Origin of the sequence: Aedoeadaptatus urinae, assembly GCF_900155585.1 — a bacterium.
Classification (GTDB): domain Bacteria; phylum Bacillota; class Clostridia; order Tissierellales; family Peptoniphilaceae; genus Aedoeadaptatus; species Aedoeadaptatus urinae.
In genome coordinates, this window is sequence record NZ_LT707416.1 from 201679 (window position 1) to 217779 (window position 16101).

At 51.8% G+C, this 16101-nt stretch carries 20 protein-coding genes; 5 read left to right on the forward strand and 15 right to left on the reverse strand.

Annotated features, from left to right (window positions below; translation table 11 throughout):
* Positions 1-69: 69 nt before the first annotated feature.
* Genes mutY through BQ7397_RS01790 form a run of 3 tightly spaced genes read left to right on the forward strand, consistent with a single transcriptional unit; the run spans position 70 to position 2282 of the window.
* The gene (gene mutY / locus BQ7397_RS01780) at positions 70-1098 is read left to right on the forward strand and encodes an A/G-specific adenine glycosylase (RefSeq protein WP_077074477.1); all 1029 of its coding nucleotides are present in this window, start codon (positions 70-72) and stop codon (positions 1096-1098) included.
* Positions 1085-1627, forward strand: a complete 543-nt coding sequence (locus BQ7397_RS01785; RefSeq protein ID WP_077074478.1) for an NUDIX hydrolase — start codon at positions 1085-1087, stop codon at positions 1625-1627. Before mutY ends, BQ7397_RS01785 begins: the two co-directional genes overlap by 14 nt.
* A complete protein-coding gene (locus BQ7397_RS01790) occupies positions 1617-2282 on the forward strand; it encodes a YoaK family protein (protein ID WP_077074479.1) in 666 nt (221 codons plus the stop codon). The genes BQ7397_RS01785 and BQ7397_RS01790 overlap by 11 nt, the downstream gene beginning before the upstream one ends.
* A gap of 45 nt (positions 2283-2327) precedes the next feature.
* Here the strand turns inward: BQ7397_RS01790 and BQ7397_RS01795 are convergent, their stop codons facing one another.
* The gene (locus BQ7397_RS01795) at positions 2328-2681 is read right to left on the reverse strand and encodes an arsenate reductase family protein (protein WP_077074480.1); all 354 of its coding nucleotides are present in this window, start codon (positions 2679-2681) and stop codon (positions 2328-2330) included.
* 30 nt (positions 2682-2711) lie between these two features.
* Between BQ7397_RS01795 and BQ7397_RS01800 the strand changes: the two genes are divergently transcribed.
* The gene (locus BQ7397_RS01800) at positions 2712-3389 is read left to right on the forward strand and encodes a thermonuclease family protein (protein WP_083703363.1); all 678 of its coding nucleotides are present in this window, start codon (positions 2712-2714) and stop codon (positions 3387-3389) included.
* A 94-nt stretch (positions 3390-3483) separates the two neighbouring features.
* Here the strand turns inward: BQ7397_RS01800 and BQ7397_RS01805 are convergent, their stop codons facing one another.
* The 14 genes from BQ7397_RS01805 to rpmH form a co-directional block, all read right to left on the reverse strand.
* The gene (locus tag BQ7397_RS01805; RefSeq protein ID WP_077074482.1) at positions 3484-4338 is read right to left on the reverse strand and encodes a diacylglycerol/lipid kinase family protein; all 855 of its coding nucleotides are present in this window, start codon (positions 4336-4338) and stop codon (positions 3484-3486) included.
* Positions 4335-4922 (reverse strand): cyclodeaminase/cyclohydrolase family protein, encoded by a 588-nt coding sequence (locus BQ7397_RS01810; RefSeq protein WP_077074483.1) that lies wholly within the window; start codon positions 4920-4922, stop codon positions 4335-4337. The genes BQ7397_RS01805 and BQ7397_RS01810 overlap by 4 nt, the downstream gene beginning before the upstream one ends.
* Positions 4919-5797, reverse strand: a complete 879-nt coding sequence (locus BQ7397_RS01815; protein ID WP_077074484.1) for a PhzF family phenazine biosynthesis protein — start codon at positions 5795-5797, stop codon at positions 4919-4921. The genes BQ7397_RS01810 and BQ7397_RS01815 overlap by 4 nt, the downstream gene beginning before the upstream one ends.
* Positions 5790-6626 carry a ParB/RepB/Spo0J family partition protein gene (locus BQ7397_RS01820; RefSeq protein WP_077074485.1) on the reverse strand — a complete coding sequence of 279 codons (837 nt, stop codon included), beginning with the start codon at positions 6624-6626 and terminating at the stop codon, positions 5790-5792. The genes BQ7397_RS01815 and BQ7397_RS01820 overlap by 8 nt, the downstream gene beginning before the upstream one ends.
* Positions 6626-7375: a ParA family protein gene (locus BQ7397_RS01825; protein ID WP_077074486.1), complete on the reverse strand. Its 750-nt coding sequence runs from the start codon at positions 7373-7375 to the stop codon at positions 6626-6628. Before BQ7397_RS01825 ends, BQ7397_RS01820 begins: the two co-directional genes overlap by 1 nt.
* Before the next feature lie 81 nt (positions 7376-7456).
* Positions 7457-7873 carry a hypothetical protein gene (locus BQ7397_RS01830; protein ID WP_077074487.1) on the reverse strand — a complete coding sequence of 139 codons (417 nt, stop codon included), beginning with the start codon at positions 7871-7873 and terminating at the stop codon, positions 7457-7459.
* Between the two features lie 2 nt (positions 7874-7875).
* Positions 7876-8577 carry a 16S rRNA (guanine(527)-N(7))-methyltransferase RsmG gene (rsmG, locus tag BQ7397_RS01835; protein ID WP_077074488.1) on the reverse strand — a complete coding sequence of 234 codons (702 nt, stop codon included), beginning with the start codon at positions 8575-8577 and terminating at the stop codon, positions 7876-7878.
* Positions 8558-10465: a tRNA uridine-5-carboxymethylaminomethyl(34) synthesis enzyme MnmG gene (mnmG, locus tag BQ7397_RS01840; protein ID WP_077074489.1), complete on the reverse strand. Its 1908-nt coding sequence runs from the start codon at positions 10463-10465 to the stop codon at positions 8558-8560. The genes rsmG and mnmG overlap by 20 nt, the downstream gene beginning before the upstream one ends.
* A gap of 9 nt (positions 10466-10474) precedes the next feature.
* A complete protein-coding gene (mnmE, locus tag BQ7397_RS01845) occupies positions 10475-11833 on the reverse strand; it encodes a tRNA uridine-5-carboxymethylaminomethyl(34) synthesis GTPase MnmE (protein WP_077074490.1) in 1359 nt (452 codons plus the stop codon).
* Positions 11834-11869: 36 nt separating this feature from the next.
* Positions 11870-12715 carry an RNA-binding cell elongation regulator Jag/EloR gene (gene jag / locus BQ7397_RS01850; RefSeq protein ID WP_077074491.1) on the reverse strand — a complete coding sequence of 282 codons (846 nt, stop codon included), beginning with the start codon at positions 12713-12715 and terminating at the stop codon, positions 11870-11872.
* A gap of 1 nt (position 12716) precedes the next feature.
* Entirely contained in the window at positions 12717-13436 is a 720-nt protein-coding gene (locus BQ7397_RS01855; protein ID WP_077074492.1) for a YidC/Oxa1 family membrane protein insertase, read from the reverse strand.
* A 17-nt stretch (positions 13437-13453) separates the two neighbouring features.
* Entirely contained in the window at positions 13454-13669 is a 216-nt protein-coding gene (gene yidD, locus BQ7397_RS01860; protein WP_077074493.1) for a membrane protein insertion efficiency factor YidD, read from the reverse strand.
* Positions 13666-14016 (reverse strand): ribonuclease P protein component, encoded by a 351-nt coding sequence (rnpA, locus tag BQ7397_RS01865; protein ID WP_077074494.1) that lies wholly within the window; start codon positions 14014-14016, stop codon positions 13666-13668. Before rnpA ends, yidD begins: the two co-directional genes overlap by 4 nt.
* A 3-nt stretch (positions 14017-14019) precedes the next feature.
* Positions 14020-14154, reverse strand: a complete 135-nt coding sequence (gene rpmH, locus BQ7397_RS01870) for a 50S ribosomal protein L34 (RefSeq protein WP_077074495.1) — start codon at positions 14152-14154, stop codon at positions 14020-14022.
* A 472-nt stretch (positions 14155-14626) separates the two neighbouring features.
* Between rpmH and dnaA the strand changes: the two genes are divergently transcribed.
* Positions 14627-15961, forward strand: coding sequence for a chromosomal replication initiator protein DnaA (gene dnaA, locus BQ7397_RS01875; protein ID WP_077074496.1), 1335 nt, complete (start codon positions 14627-14629; stop codon positions 15959-15961).
* Positions 15962-16101 lie beyond the last annotated feature (140 nt).

A 16101-nucleotide genomic window follows, 5' to 3' on the forward strand; every position in this document is an offset into this window, starting at 1 on the left:
CCTAACTATAACACGGTTAAGAAATCCCGTCAATATAGACCTTTTCAGCCTTTTTGTTATAATAGGTTCATGTGTATTTCGAAGAAAATTTTAAATTGGTACGCCCCCGAGGATCGGGGACTGCCTTGGCGAAAAACTGCGGACCCTTACGCCATTTGGGTGTCTGAAATGATGCTTCAGCAAACTCAGGCGGCGACGGTGATTCCATATTACGAGCGCTTTATGGCGAGCTTTCCCACGGCGGAGGCCCTGGCGCAGGCATCGGAGGAGGCCCTTTTAAAGCATTGGCAAGGCCTGGACTATTATCGCCGGGCGAAGCATTTAAAGCAGGCGGCGGAAATCGTGGCCCGGGAAGGCATGCCCGGGGACTTCGAGGGCTTAAAGGCCCTTCCGGGCATCGGCGATTACACGGCGGCGGCCATTGCATCCATCGCCTATAAGGAGCCGGTGGCGGCGGTGGACGGAAACCTGCTGCGCATTTACAGCCGCCTCTATAGGATCGACGAGAGCATCGACAAGGCGGCGGGGAAGCGGCGGATTTTCGAGCTGGCCAATAAGGATATTTCCGCGGAGCGGCCCGGAGATTTTAATCAGGCCATGATGGATCTGGGCAACAAAATCTGCACCCCCACATCCCCCGCCTGTGACCGCTGTCCGCTTCGGGGTGATTGCGCGGCCTATGAGGCAAATTGCGCCGAGGACTACCCGAAGCGCACGCCGAAGAAAAAACAGAGGGAAGAGGATCTGACTCTGCTTCTGGTGGATCTCGGCGGTCGCTATTTAATCGAGAAGCGGCCGAGGGGACTTTTGGCATCCATGTGGGGCTTTCCCATGGTGAAGGGCCATATAAAAGAGGAGGATGTGCTGAAGGTGCTGGCGGAGGAAAATTTCGCCGCCCCCTCCGCCGAGAGGGTGGCCGCCTATCGCCACGTCTTCAGCCACAGAATTTGGAATGTGTGGGTTTATTACGCAAGGGTCGACGCCCTGTTTGCCGCGGAGGACGAACGCATTTGGGCTACGGCAGAGGAGCTGAAAGGCCTTTATGCCGTACCGTCGGCTTTTTCGCCGGCACTGGAGGTAATTTATGGAATGGATTGAAGCCTACGAACCGAAAAATAAAGAGGAGGCCGAGGACAGGGAGCATTTGCTGCAGCTGAACCCCGCCCTTATCGCCGCGGACCGAGGCGCGCCCTACCACTACACCACCTCGTCCATGGTCATGGATTTCGACGCCGACAAGCTTTTAATGATCTACCATCCGATTTACAAATCCTTCTCCTGGCCCGGGGGCCACGTGGAGGACGGGGAGGCGCTCTTTTACTCCGCCCTGCGGGAGCTTTACGAGGAGACGAGCATACGCTATGTCAAGCCTTTAAGTGAGAAGCCCCTGGCCATGGAGCTTATGCCCGTTGCGGCCCACGAGCGCAAGGGAGAGGCCGTGGACAGCCACTTCCACATTAATTTCTGCTACGGCTTTTTGGGCCACGAGGACGACACGCTGTTTGAAGCTAATGAAAATCGCAAATGGGTGCCGATAAGTGAGCTGGACACCTTCGTCTCCGAGGCCCATATGCTGCCCATTTACGAAAATTTGATCGAACGAATGAGGGCGCTCTATGAAAAATAAAGCTTGGTCCGAATCTCTGCTCTTCGCCACCTTTCTCACCTTGGCCGGGGGCCTGCAGGACGGCTATTCCTACGCCCTCAGGGGCAAGGTCTTCGTCAACGCCCTGACGGGGAACGTGGTGCTCATGGCCTTTAACTTGGCCGAGGGAAATTTCCCCGCCATGCTCCGCTACTTTATTCAAATCGCATCCTTTGCGCTTGGGGTCTATGTCTCGGGCCGGATAGCCTTTGCCGAAAAACGGCACATAGGCCTGCACTTTAAGCAGCGCATCCTGGCCGCGGAGATCATTATTCTCGTCATCGTGGGCTTTCTTTCGAAAGAGCTGGACAGCATCGCCAACAGTATGATGGCCTTCTCCTGCGGCATGCAGGTAAACACCTTCAGAAAATTCGCCGACATTAACGCCGCCACCACCATGTGCGTGGGCAATGTGCGCACCATTATGCACAATCTGGCGGGCTACCACCACACGAAGGGCGCCGCCCACAAGGAAGCGAGCCGCACCGTCTTATTTATCGTGTGTGTCTTTTTTCTCGGCGCCTTTATCGGCGGAAGCTTCTTCCCTATTTTAGAGCTGAGAACCATTTGGCTTTCGGCAGCCTTTCTCGTCGTGTCTTTTCTTATCCTTCACATGGATCCCGCCATACGCACCTGATGCATTTTTCCGCAACAAAAAAGATGCGCTCCTCGCGCACCTCAATTACTTTTCTTCCTCCGCCCATTTCTTCCATACTTCCGGTGCATGGCCCAGCACCGCCCGCTTCTTGCTCCTGACGATGGGGAGCTTCATCACGCTGGGGTGGTCGATAATGTAGGCCTCCTTGCTATCTTCCGTGGCGTACTTCACATAGGCCAGACCGTCGGCGTCTTTGGAATTTTCGTCGATCCAGGCGTCCAATCCGCCGATGGAGGCGGTAATGGAATCGAATTCGCCCCACGACATTTCCACCTCATTTAAATCAATAAATTGAAATTTTATGCCCCGCTCTTTAAAAAAGCGCAGGGCTTTTTTTGTGTCATTGGATTTCTTCGTGCCGAAAATTTGAATGGCCATGGCTCTCCTTCTTTCTGTTATACTGAGGATATGAAACATTTAAACAAACATTTGCGAGCATTGATACTGATTGTGCTGGCCCTGGCGGCGACCTTTACCGCCAAAGAGGGCCTGGATTCGCCGAAAGACACCGCCGGCGTCATAGTGAAGCGGGTGGTGGACGGCGACACCTTAATCATCGACGACGGCGCCGACACCCGAGTGCGCCTGATCGGCGTGGACACGCCGGAGACCGTGAAGCCCCGAGGCCGGGTGGAGCCTTGGGGCAAGGAGGCCTCGGATTTTTCGAAAAAGGCCCTGACGGGAAAGGCCGTCTTTTTAGAATACGACGAGGAAAAGGAGGACCGCTACGGCCGCACCCTAGCCTATATTTGGACGGAGGATCCCCGGGTCAGCGACAAGCCCAAGGAGGAAATCCTCTTTAACTACCGATTGGTGGCATCGGGCTATGCCCGGGAGCGGGCCATCGAGCCCAATACCAGGTACCAATCCCTGCTCCATAAAGCGGAGCTCGTCGCCATGGATCACGTGCGAGGCATTTGGGCCGTGGAGGGAAGGGAAGGCCCGGCCAAGGGAAACAAAAGAAGCAAGGTCTACCACCTGCCTGCGGACGAGTCCTACGATAAGCTGTCGCCCAAAAACACGATCTATTTCGAAAACGCCATGGAAGCGGAGCGCGCCGGCTATCGGCGCACCTTCGACCGTTAAATGACAACAGCCCTGTTCTCTTGAATAGGGATGTTTTTTATTGTAATGCTCCACGGGCCGCGGCTTAAAATGAAATCCAACGGAGCCCGCGAACTTACTTGTTCACCGGCCCTAAATAGAGGATCTCTCTCGGCAGGATCCGTACGTGAACGGGACCTTTTTCCCGAAAATTTTCCCCGTCCAGATTCACATTGACCTCGTCGATTAAATTAAAATCCATAAAGCGAAGGGACGCCCGCACCATATCCTTCTTCCAAAGCTGGTCTTTTCCCATAAAGAGGCAGAGCAAGAAGGGTAAAATGTGCTTCAGCCGGCTCTTTCCCGCCCCCAAAAAGAGCAACTCCCCGGAAAAGGGGCTGGCATTGGGAAAAATAGGAAAGCCGCCGCCGTAATAGCCGCCGTTTCCGATGGTAAAGAGGGTCCATTCCCGAAGGGCGAGGCCTTCTTTTTTTATGATCCTGGGCTTATAGGTAAACAGGGTTTTAATGACGCTCAGGGTGTAGCTGAAGGGGCCGAAGCGCTTCAGCCCTTCGTTATTATTGGCGTTGACATCGGCATCGAAGCCCACGGAGGCGATGTTTATAAAGTAGTGCTCGTTCCACTTGCCCAGGTCCATGGGCCGAGGCTCGGTAGCTTGAGCTTCTTTCAATATATTGATGGAATCGCCCTTCAGACCCAGGCTTCGTGCAAAGTCGTTGCCGCTTCCCGCAGGCACGATGGTGAGCTTTCGCGCCCATGTCTTCATCATGGTGTTCACTGCGGCAAAGATCGTGCCGTCACCGCCGACGGCGACAAAGTGATCGTAGTCGGCCAAGGCATCGGCATCGTAGTCCCAAATATTTCCGCGGGCAAAGTCGTAATCACCCTTCCAGTAACGGGAGGCGGCCTCAGCGACTTCCCGCTTTTTCGCCTCCTTCAGGCGGGGATTCAAGATAAACAGCGTCTTCATGCCCGATAGGTTGCCTGCAGGCGGTCGTATTCATCCGCCATTCTTTCTATTATATCTTCAATTTTATCCTCGTAAACGGCGCGAGTGGCGTCGTCTTTTAAGGCCTCAATATTGAGCACGGCCGTGTCCTTGGCGCCGTTAAAGGCCGTGAGGGCCAAATCCGCCGCTAAATACAGATCACTCAGGGCCTCGTCGCCGATGTAGGCCTCGTGCTTTATCAGCGTGTGGATAATTAAATAGGAGCACTGCATGGTGAGTATGGGCACCTCGATGGCCTCTTTATAGCCTTCTTCGATGGCGAGGCGGCGGGCTTTTTTCTCTTCTTCCGTGGTCTTCGGCATGCGAAAGGCCTTCAACACGCCGTCGAAGGAGGTACTGTCGTCGTCGATATTTCCCCTCAGCTGCTTGGAAAAAATGTCGTATTCCTTCGCCTGTTCCTCGGCGCCGGAAAGGTTCAAGACCATGGCGGCGAGAGAGGCGGCGAGGGCGCCGCAAAGGGCTGCCACGGAGCCGCCTCCGGGAACGGAGCTCTTGTCCTGTGCTTTTATAATATAGTCGTTTAGACTCATGTCCACGAGTTTCATAGGCGCATAATCCCTTCCATAACGACGCAGGCCTTGCCGCCGGCGTAAATCGATCCATTCTTCTCCTTAAGAACGATCTCCGAGGGCCGTCCCACTTCATCACCTTGATAGCAGGTGATTTTTTCGCCGTCAAGGAGACCTTTCTCCCTTAAATAAAAGTACATGGCGCCGCTCCCCGTGCCGGTGCCCGATTCTTCCCAAATGCCTACGGCCGGGGAAAAGTTACGCTGAACCACGGCGGAAGCCCCGTCGTAATAGAAGAGATGGAAGCTCTGGGCGCCGTATTTCTCCGTGAGCTCTTCCATGCGCCGGCGCTTGGGCACCATGGTGTGTAGGAGGTCGCGGCTATTCAGAGGAATAATCATGGTCTTAATACCCGCGTCGATCACCGCAGGCTTCAGGCCTTTCTCACAGCCGATACTCGCCTCTGTCAACTTAAAGGCTTCGGCGACGGAGGTCACGTCTTCCACTTCGGTGGCGATTTTCATTTTGGGCAGCTCGATATCCACGAAGCGTATCTCTCCGTTATTAAAATGAAAATCCACATGGAGGGCGCCGGCCTTGGTATATTGGCGAATTCGAAGATTATCCTCGCGGCCGTCGATATAGCCGAGCTCTGCCAAGGTCCAAAATGTGGCAAGGGCAGCGTGTCCGGAAAGAGATACCTCGCATACGGGAGAAAAATAGCGCACGTGATAAATATCCTTGTCCAGGCGGCGAACACAGGTGGTCTCGGAGTGTTTTAATTCCCGCGCCGCCTTAAGCATTTCCTCATCGGTCATTTTCCCTTCGGTCAAAACGATGCCCGAAGGATTTCCCACAAAGGAAAGATCGGTGTAGGCGTCGGTGACAAAGTATCTGTACTCTCTAACCATCGATGTCGTCCTCCAAAATTTGATCGCAAAGGCGCATTAAATCGTCTTCGGAATAATAGTCGATGACGATTTTTCCCTTTTCGTGATTGCCGACGATTTCCGTCTTCGTGCCCAAAACGTCCATTAGGGCATTTTCAAGATAGGAGTAATAGCCCTGGTGGTCGCGACGCTTTTTCGTCGACTTTTTCGTGTTTTGCGTGCTTTCGGCAATGGTTTGGCCTTCATCCACCATGCGCTTCGCCTGTTTAATCTGCGCGTTGCCGTCCTTAACGGAAAGAAGGAGCTTGCCCTGACTGATGGACAGCTCTTCCCTGCGAAGCATTTCCTTAACCACGGGCTCCAGCTTTAAAAGGCGCAGGCTGTTGGCGATATAGGGGCGTGATTTCCCCACAAGGCCGGCGATCTTCTCCTGAGTGTACTTATACTTCTTCCTTAAGGTCTCGTAGGCCTCGGCCTCTTCCATGGGATTTAAATCCTCCCGCTGAACGTTCTCGATAAGGGAGATCCTGTCGCCCTTTTCCTCATCAACGTCGATAAATCGCACGGGCACCTCTTTCAGGCCCGCCCTTTTCGCCGCCCTCAGGCGCCGTTCCCCGGCGATTAAGAGATTCGTATCGCCGTCTTTTTTTATTAAGAGGGGCTGCAAAACGCCGACGGCCCGAATGCTCTCCGCCAACTCATCGATGCTCTCCTCGGAAAAATATTTCCGCGGCTGATGGGGATTGGTTTCAATAGCATCCACAGCCAGGGTCTCGGCTTCTTTATTTTCTTCCTGTTGCGCGCCGAAAAAATTATCCAGCCCGCGACCTAAACCGCGTTTCTTTTCCATCAGGACCTCCTCTTTTCAACCTCGTCCGCCAGGGCGGCATAGGCCTTGGCGCCACGGCTGTTTTTATCGTAATCTATAATGCTCATGCCGTAGGACGGGGCTTCCGCCAATCGTACATTCCTCGGAATCACCGTAGAGAACACCGCGTCCTTGAAATAATTTTTTACCTCTTCCACGACCTGCATACTTAAATTCGTGCGGCCGTCGTACATGGTGAGAAGGACACCTTCGATTTCCAAACCCGGATTAAAGCCTCCGCGCACCAGCTGAATGGATTCCATAAGCTGAGAGAGACCTTCCAATGCGTAGTATTCGCACTGCACGGGAATCAAAATGCCGTCCGCCGCCGTCAGAGCCAGGATGGATAGAATCCCCAAGGAGGGCGGGCAGTCCATCACAATATAGTCATAGCCTTCCAATTGGGCCATGTCCTCCTTCAAAACCGTCTGCCATCCGTCTCGGCGGGCAAATTCGATTTCGATTCCCGCCAGCGTGGCAGCTGAGGGAATGATGTCCAGGCCTTCCTTGACCTGGACGATGAAATCACCCTCATCACCCAGCAAAAAATCGTAGATCATTTCGTCTCTGTCTTTATCGATGTTCAGTCCACTGGTGGCATTCCCCTGCGGATCCAAATCTAAAATTAAAACGCGATAGCCCTTGTTTGCCAAGGCATCGGCTAAATTAATTACTGTCGTCGTCTTGCCGACGCCGCCCTTTTGATTAAATACGGCAATTTTTCTCGTCATAGCGCCACTCCCTTCATAACTATAGTATCAAACCGGAAGGCAAATAAAAAGAGCGGAGTGTTCCATGTGGAACATTTCCGCTCAATTTTTATTTTCTGTTTCGCTTTCTGCATTTGTTCCACGTGGAACATTTTTTTCGTCTCGCTTCAGATAGATGATCTTTTCCTCCGACGTCTTTCGATCCTTAATCACGATGCGCTCGTGCTCGTCTTCGGCTTTTATTAAGGTCGCGGCATTTTCGCGGCGCATGCGGCGCTCTTTTAGGTAATTGATCTTAGCCACCTTGTATTCCCGCCAAGACAAAAAGCTGAGGTAGAGCACACAGATCAAGGCGACGGTGGGAAAGACGGCCGGGATCGGTTCTATAAACAGAGACGGGACGTCCATGTAGGCTACAGCGCTCAGTATACAGAGGACGATGAGCAGCAGGGTCGTTTTGCTCCGACGTTTATACAGATTGTAGAGAAGAAAAATAAATGCCGGGATGTAGAAAATCATGATTACAGGGGATCCTTTCTCGGCTTACCGCCGCCGCGGGGGTATTTTGCCGGCGTAGTTTTCACTTTTTTTACGACCACAAGATGACGCTCGTCGCCGCCGGGAAGCTTGAGGTCCGCGACCTCTTCCAGCTTGCCGCCCAAAATATCGATGGCGTGCTTCGCTTCCTCTACTTCATCGACGCCCTCGGCGCCCTTCATGGCGACAAATTGGCCGCCCAGGTAGACGAAGGGCAGGCAATACTCCGCCAAAATAGGCAGGCGCGCCACGGCGCGGGAGATGACCAGCCCGTATTGCTCGCGGAATCTATTGCTCCGTCCCGCCTCTTCGGCACGGCCGTGGAAGGTCTTTACATTGGTAAGCCCCAGCTCGTCTACCACGTGATCCAAAAAGGTGATCCGCTTATTTAAACTGTCCATTAAGTGAACCTCCCGCTGAGGCGATACCATGGCGAGGACCATGCCGGGAAAGCCCGCTCCGGTGCCCAGGTCCAAAATCTTTCCCGTGCCCTCGTAGGCGTCGAGAAGGGTGGGCGTCAGAGAGTCGATAAAGTGCTTGTCCATCATATCGTCTTCGTCGGTGATGCGGGTCAGGTTCATGCGCTCGTTCCAATCCAGGAGAATGTCCCCGTAGCGGTCGAATGCCTTATAGGGAATCTCCACGGGGAATTGCTTTAAATAATCCTCACGCGTCTGCCAATTCATTTGATTCCTCCCTATGCTTTTGCTCTAAATAAATCAACAGGACATTAATGTCCGCCGGACTCACGCCGCTGATGCGGCTCGCCTGTCCCACGGATTCCGGCTGAATTTTCGACAGCTTCTCCTTGGCTTCGTTTCTAAGGCCGCCGATTGCTTCGTAATCCAGCTCTTTGGAGAGAAGCTTATTTTCCATCTTTCGGAATTTCTGAATTTGCGCCGCCTGCTTTTCGATATAGCCCTTGTAGCGAATGTCCGTCTCCACCTCGTCGATGACGTGGCGGGGAAGGGACGGCCTGTCGGGATCAAAGACGGCCAGTCGTTCGTAGGTGAGCTCCGGGCGCTGCATAAGATTTAAAAGGGACGTGGCGTTTTTAAGCACGGCCGAGCCCATGGCGTTTAATATGTCGGAATTTTCCTTCGTCGGATTGATTTGAATGGCTGCCAGGCGCGCCCTTTCCCTTTCGATGGCGTCCCTGCGCTCGACGAATTTTCCGTATTGCTCGTCTCCCACGAGGCCCACAGCCCGTCCGATTTCCGTCAGCCGCAGATCCGCATTGTCCTGACGCAGGGTGAGTCGGTACTCGGCCCGCGCCGTCATCATGCGGTAGGGCTCCCTGGTGCCCTTGGTGACTAAATCGTCGATTAAGACGCCGATATAGGCCTGATCTCTGCCCAAGATAAGGGGCTCCTTGCCTTCAACGGCGAGGGCCGCATTGATTCCCGCCATAAGCCCCTGAGCCGCCGCCTCCTCGTAGCCGCTGGAGCCGTTGATTTGCCCGGCCATGTAGAGATTCGGCGTCTCCGTGACCTGTAGACTCAGCCTTAGTTTCGTTGCGTCGATGGCGTCGTATTCGATGGCATAGGCGGGGCGCATGAATTCACAGGCCTCCAGCCCTTCGATTTTTTTGTAAAGGGCCATTTGCACCTCCACAGGCAGGGAGGAGGACACACCCTGAACATAGATTTCCTTGGTGTGCAGTCCCTCCGGCTCGAGAAAGACCTGGTGCTTGTCCCGATCGGCAAAGCGGGTCACCTTGTCTTCGATGGAGGGGCAGTAGCGGGGCCCGACGCCCTCGATGTCCCCCATGGCCATGGCGGAGCGATGAATGTTTTCGCGAATAATCTCGTGACATTCCGGCGTCGTATAGGTTAAGTAGCAGTCGATTTGCTCCTTGTCAGAGTAATCCACGTCGAAATTCGAGAAGGAGAAGGGCACAATGACATCATCGCCCTTTTGCACGTCCATGCCCGTAAAATCGATGGAGTCCCGGTGCACTCGGGCCGGCGTTCCGGTCTTCATGCGCATGGTCTCAAGCCCCAGGCCTTCGATGGCGGAGGTGAGCTTGTTGGCGGGCTGCATGCCGTCGGGACCGGAGGCGTAATTGACCTCGCCCATGAAAACACGGCCTCGTAAATAAGTCCCCGTAGCCAGAATGGTCTTCTTCGCCCGGTAAATGGCGCCGCTCTTTCCGACGACGCCGCAAACGTCCCCGTCTTCCATATTGAAAGCCACGGCTTCCTCTTGAATTAGATAAAGATTTTTTGTGTTTTCTAAAGTCTCCTTCATGGCGGCGTGGTAGTCCCACTTATCCGCCTGAGCCCGCAGCGAATGGACCGCCGGCCCCTTGGAGCGATTCAGCATGCGGCACTGAATAAAGGTCTTGTCGATATTACGGCCGATCTCGCCGCCCAAGGCGTCGATTTCCCGCACCAAGTGGCCCTTGCCCGTGCCGCCCACATTGGGATTGCAGTTCATAGCCGCCACGGCATTTAAATTAATGGTGAGAATCGCTACGGAATGGCCCATGCGCGCCGCCGCAAGCGCCGCTTCACATCCGGCATGACCGGCACCGACGACGACGATGTCGACGCTTTTCGCTAAAAAATTCATCTTCGCTCCTTATTTTCCAATACAGAATTTAGAAAAGACGTGGTCCAAGACCTCTTCGCCGGCGGTTTGACCGGTAATCTCCCCTAATTTCAAAAAGGCATCTTCGATATACACCTCGGCGAGATCCAAGCCGATTCCGGCACGAATATCGTCCACCGCCTTGGCCAGGGATTCCACCGCCTCCGAAAGGAGAATCTTGTGCCGCAGGGAATAAATTTGAATCTCGTCTTCCTCGATGGTGCCGGACAAAAACCAGGACTGAATCAAGTCCTCTACGGCAGCGAGGCCCTCGCCTTTAATAAAGCTGGTCTCGATGACGGCGCCGGGGAAGTGGGCTTCCATGGTCTTTTTATCCAACACCGCGCCCAGATCCTGCTTGTTTAAGAGGCAGATCACCCGCTTGTCCTTGATCCGCTCCATGATTTCAAAATCCATATCCTCCAAGGGGCGGGAAGCGTCGAAGAGGGCGATGACCAGATCCGCTTCCCGGATGCTTGCCATGGCGCGCTCGATGCCGATTTGCTCGATGGTATCGTCGGTTTTTCGAATTCCCGCCGTATCCTGAATTCTAAGGTGAATGCCGTCGAGGGAGTAAGACGCCTCCAGCACGTCCCGAGTGGTGCCGGGAATATCCGTGACGATGGCCTTGTCTTCCCTGAGCATCTGATTTAAAAAGGAGCTCTTGCCCACATTGGGCTTGCCCACAATGGCCGTGGCAATGCCTTCTTGGACCATTTTCCCGCGGGAAAAAGTCCCTTCAAGCTCCTTCATCTCCATTAAAATGCCGTCACAGGTGGTAATCAGAGCGCTGATATCCACGGGCTCCACTTCCTCCGTGGAAAAGTCGATATCCGCCACTAAATGGGCCAGGGTATCCTTGATTCGGCTGCGGAAGCCCTCGATTTTGCGGTACAAATGGCCGGTAAGCTGGCGGGCACTCTGCTTCTGGGCCGACACGCTTTCCGCCTCGATCATATCGATAATGGCCTCGGCCTCCGTTAAATCCAGCTTGCCGTTTAAAAAGGCGATTTTCGTAAATTCTCCCCGCTTCGCCGGCTCCGCCCCGGCGGAAATAAAGCAGTTTAAAATCCGCTCCAGGCCGACGCGACTGCCATGGGCCTGAATCTCCACCATGTCCTCGCCGGTATAGCTGAAGGGGCCGCGAAAAGCCACGGCAAGAACCTCATCTACCACTTCCCCTTCGGAGATGATGTGACCGTAAAGAAGCTTGCGGTCATTGGCCGGATCCGTCAAAGCCTGTTTGCTCTTAAAAAAACCGTCGGCTAAAGAAATAGCGTCGTCGCCGCTTAAGCGCACGATGCCGATGCCCGCGGGAGACTTTGCCGTAGAGATAGCCGCAATAGTCATAGTGTCACCTTTCCTATAAAAAAGCCTTCATAGAGACTATGAAGGCTGGGATGTATCCTTATGAATGACGACGCGCCTATGGGGCTCCTTGCCCTCGCTTCGCGTTCGAATGCCGTCGACATTGGCCAGGCAGGCGTGAATAATGCGCCTTTCCTGTGCATTCATCGGCTCCAATTTAATGGATTTATTTGTCTTTAAAACCTTGTTGGCCGTCTTGCCGGCGATGCGCTTCAATACCTGCTCGCGCCGCTTTCTGTAGCCGCTGCAATCGACGATCACGCGGCGGAAATCGTCGCTTCGTTGATTGACCATGGCGGATAAGACGATTTGGATGCCGTTTAAGGTGGATCCGTGCTTGCCGATAATAATGCCCGTTTCCTCTCTCTTGCCGTCGATGGAAACGTCGATTTCATTTTCATTGAAATCCACGGACAAGGTATAGGCCAGCTCCATGGCACTCATAATGCGGTCGATGTAGTCGCGGATTAAATCCTCCAGCTCCTCGTCGCTTAAATACTCGAAGGCCGGCTCTTCCGCCTCATCCGTTGTAGACTCGCTACCTTCCTCCGCGGCTTCGTCGGCATCCGGGACCTCCGCCTCCGCACTCGATTCGAAGACAGCTTCTTCCTTCGCCTTTTCATCTAAGACCGTGCGCACGGATTCGATTTCTTCATCCTTTAAAATGGAATCCACAATGTCCCTGTGGTCCATTTTTCTTCTCACTTTGACAATAGCATCCTTGCCTCCAATCAGCCCTAAAAAACCGCCGGAGGGCTCTTCAATAACTTCGATGTCGACCTCGTCCCGGGTCGCTTTTAACTCGAGAAGGGCCTTTTCTACGGCCTCGTCAACCGTTTTTGCCGATTGGATGGAGAAATTCATGCTAAGCCTCCGCTTCTTTTTCTTTTTCGATGATTTTGTTGCTCACAAATTGTTGGAAAACCGTGTAAATACTACCGACGATCCAATACAGGACCAAACCCGCCGCCATTCGTCTCGCAAACATAAAAATCATAACCGGCATCATCATCGACATGGTACGCATCATTTGCTCAGACGACTCCGTCGACGGCGCCTTGTTGCTCTTTTGCACGATGTAAGTAGATAGCCAGGTAAAAAATGCTGCGATCACCGGCAAGGCTATTTTTGTCGGATCGGGATGATCCAGACTTTGGATAAAAAAGAAATTCTTTTGTATGGACGCGTAAAATTCCGGATTTGTAAAGGCAAATTTCGTCGGGAACATAAAGATCCGATAGAATGCCAAGAGAACGGGAAATTGAACGAGCATGGGCAGACAGCCGCTTAAAGGATTAAATTTGGCTTCCTTATAGAGCTGAGACTGCTTTTGCGCCAAGAGCTGCGGGTCTTTTTCGTATTTCTTTTGGATTTTTTTCATTTCCGGCTGCAATTTCGCCATCTTTAACTGGTTTTTCGTTTGGAATAAATTCAAAGGCAAGAGCGCCAAACGGAAAAGCAGAGTGGTAATTATAATGGCAATCGCATAATAGGAAATGACCTTCGGCTCGGAACCGATGCTTGCGACGAAATTATAAATCGCGTGCAGGATCGTGCCGAAAAAACTCGCTAATGCGTTAATCAACTGAACTTCCTCCTAATCTATGGAAGTGGATCATAGCCGCCCCTGTGAAAGGGGTGGCAGCGTAAAATACGCCTTACCGTTAAATAAAGCGCTTTGAAAAAAGGGTATTTTGAAAAAGCCTGGTAGCCGTATTCACTGCATGTAGGTGTAAACCGACAGTGGGCACCGGGTAAGAAATAAGGAGAAATGATTTTTTGGTAAAATCGAATGAATCCCAAAGCGAAACTCTTCATGACTTTTTTTCTCCTTTTAAAAACTTCGATACGCGGAACAGATGGTGAAAGGCCGATTTCATCGTTTTAAAATCTAAATCCGCCACATTATTTTTAACGACGATGACGTAATCGTATCCGGGCGTCAAGCGGGGGAAGACCTCCGTATAAAGCGCCTTTAATCGTCTTTTTATTTTATTACGAATAACGGCCTTTCCCACCTTCTTATTGATGGAAAAACCCATCCTGGAATGGGCCAGGCCGTTTTTTTTAACGTAAAGAGTAAAATTTCTGTTCCCGAACGTTTTTCTCTTTCTATATACTTTTTTAAAATCGCCGTCTTTCGTAAGAAAGTACTTTTTTTCCATGGATTAAGCGGAAAGTCTTTTTCTACCTTTGGCTCTGCGAGCGCGTAAAACCTTGCGACCGCCGCGAGTTCTCATGCGTGCACGAAAACCGTGTTCTCTTTTTCTTTGTTTGCGTTTCGGTTGGTACGTTCTTTTCATCGTTACACCTCCTCCATAGGGATAAAAAAATGCCCAAAGGACCTATTCTTTAAATACACTCTATATATTATAGAGACTGCCGTGGTTTAAGTCAATTACTTTTGGTGAGAAAGTCCATAAAACAGACGAAATCCGCCGGTTAAACCCTCCGGAAAACGGTCCTGTAACCCCTCCCGGATATGTTGATAACTTTTTTATCTTTGTGTATAATTGTGGCAAGTGTGTGAATAAAAATAAAGCCTGTGAACAGACTGTAGTTATACACAGTCTGTGTATAACTTGTTGATAAGTTTTATGCTTTTGGAAAGCTTCTCATAAAATACGAAAAAACACTACCCGTTTATAGACAGATGAGTAAATTATCATTGTTTATAAATTGTTTATCCCCACCATCCACAACACTGTGGATTTTTTCATCCATAGGAAATCTTTCCACATGTGTATATGTTAATACATAAATCAAGGAGCAAATATGTCAACCGATGTTAAAACGCTGTGGGACGACGCCTTTCAGCTGCTTCTCGAAGAAAATCTCTACGAGTCGCAAATCAATACCTGGTTTCGTCCGATTCAACCCCTCGCCATCCAAGGCGACGCCCTTATTTTAGGCGTTTCAAGGGAATTCGTCCTGAATCACTTAAAAAGGAACAACAACAATTACAAAAGCCTGATTCGTCGCGTCGTAAAAGAAGCCGGTGGCCGTGATTTGGATATTCAATTCGTCCTCACATCCGACGGCGAGACCTCCTATAAGGCCTCTGAAAATACGGCCGAAGCCCTGTACCATCTGAATCCGAAATATACCTTCGATTCCTTTGTGGTGGGCCAGTCCAATCAATTTGCCCACGCGGCGTCCTTGGCCGTGGCGGAAAATCCCAAGGAAGCCCACGCCAATCCGCTGTTTATTTACGGCGGCGTCGGTTTGGGAAAGACGCACTTAATGCATGCCATAGGCCATTTTATGCACCGGAGCGATCCCAATAAACGAATCCTGTACGTGACCAGCGAACAATTCACCAACGAATTTATCGCATCCATTCAAACCAATCGAAATGAAGAATTTCGTAGGAAGTATCGATCTCAGGATCTGCTTCTTATCGACGATATTCAATTTATCGCCGATAAGGAATCCACCATGGACGAATTTTTCCATACCTTTAACGAGCTTCACGCCCAGGATAAGCAAATCGTCTTGACCAGCGACAAGCCGCCGAAGGATATAAAAAAATTGGAACAGCGATTAATCTCCCGCTTCGCCTGGGGATTAGTCGTAGATATTCAGGCGCCGGATTTGGAAACCCGAATCGCTATTTTAAGAAACAAGGCGAAAAGCGACGGCTTCGTCGTGCCCGACGAAGTGATTAATTACATCGCCACCCACGTGAAAAGCAATATCCGTGAATTGGAGGGTGCCCTGTCACGGGTGACGGCTTATTCCAAGCTGACCACCGGCATTATTACCGAAGAGACGGCAGCAACGGTATTAAAGGATATTTACGAAAACAACAAGCCCGCACAAATTACCGTAGGCCATATTAAAAGCGTGGTCTGTGATAAATACCACATTACCCTGGAGGAAATGGACAGCAAGAAGCGGTCCAGACCCTTGGCTTATCCCCGCCAGATCGCCATGTATCTGACCCGGGAGCTAACCGACATGTCCCTGCCGAAAATCGGCCAGGATTTCGGCGGACGCGATCACTCCACGGTCATTCACGCCTGCGATAAAATTAAAAGCGATATGGAAAATGACAACCAGCTCTTCGTCACCATCGAATCCTTAAAGGAACAAATCAGAGGCAATTAGAAAATTGTGGACAAAAGGAGAACCATCCACGGAGATATCCATAGACTATCCACATGCTTCTTACCACGACCCTCCGTTAAACGAGGGCTATCCACATATTCACAAGCCCTACTACGAATACGAAGTACTAATCTTATATA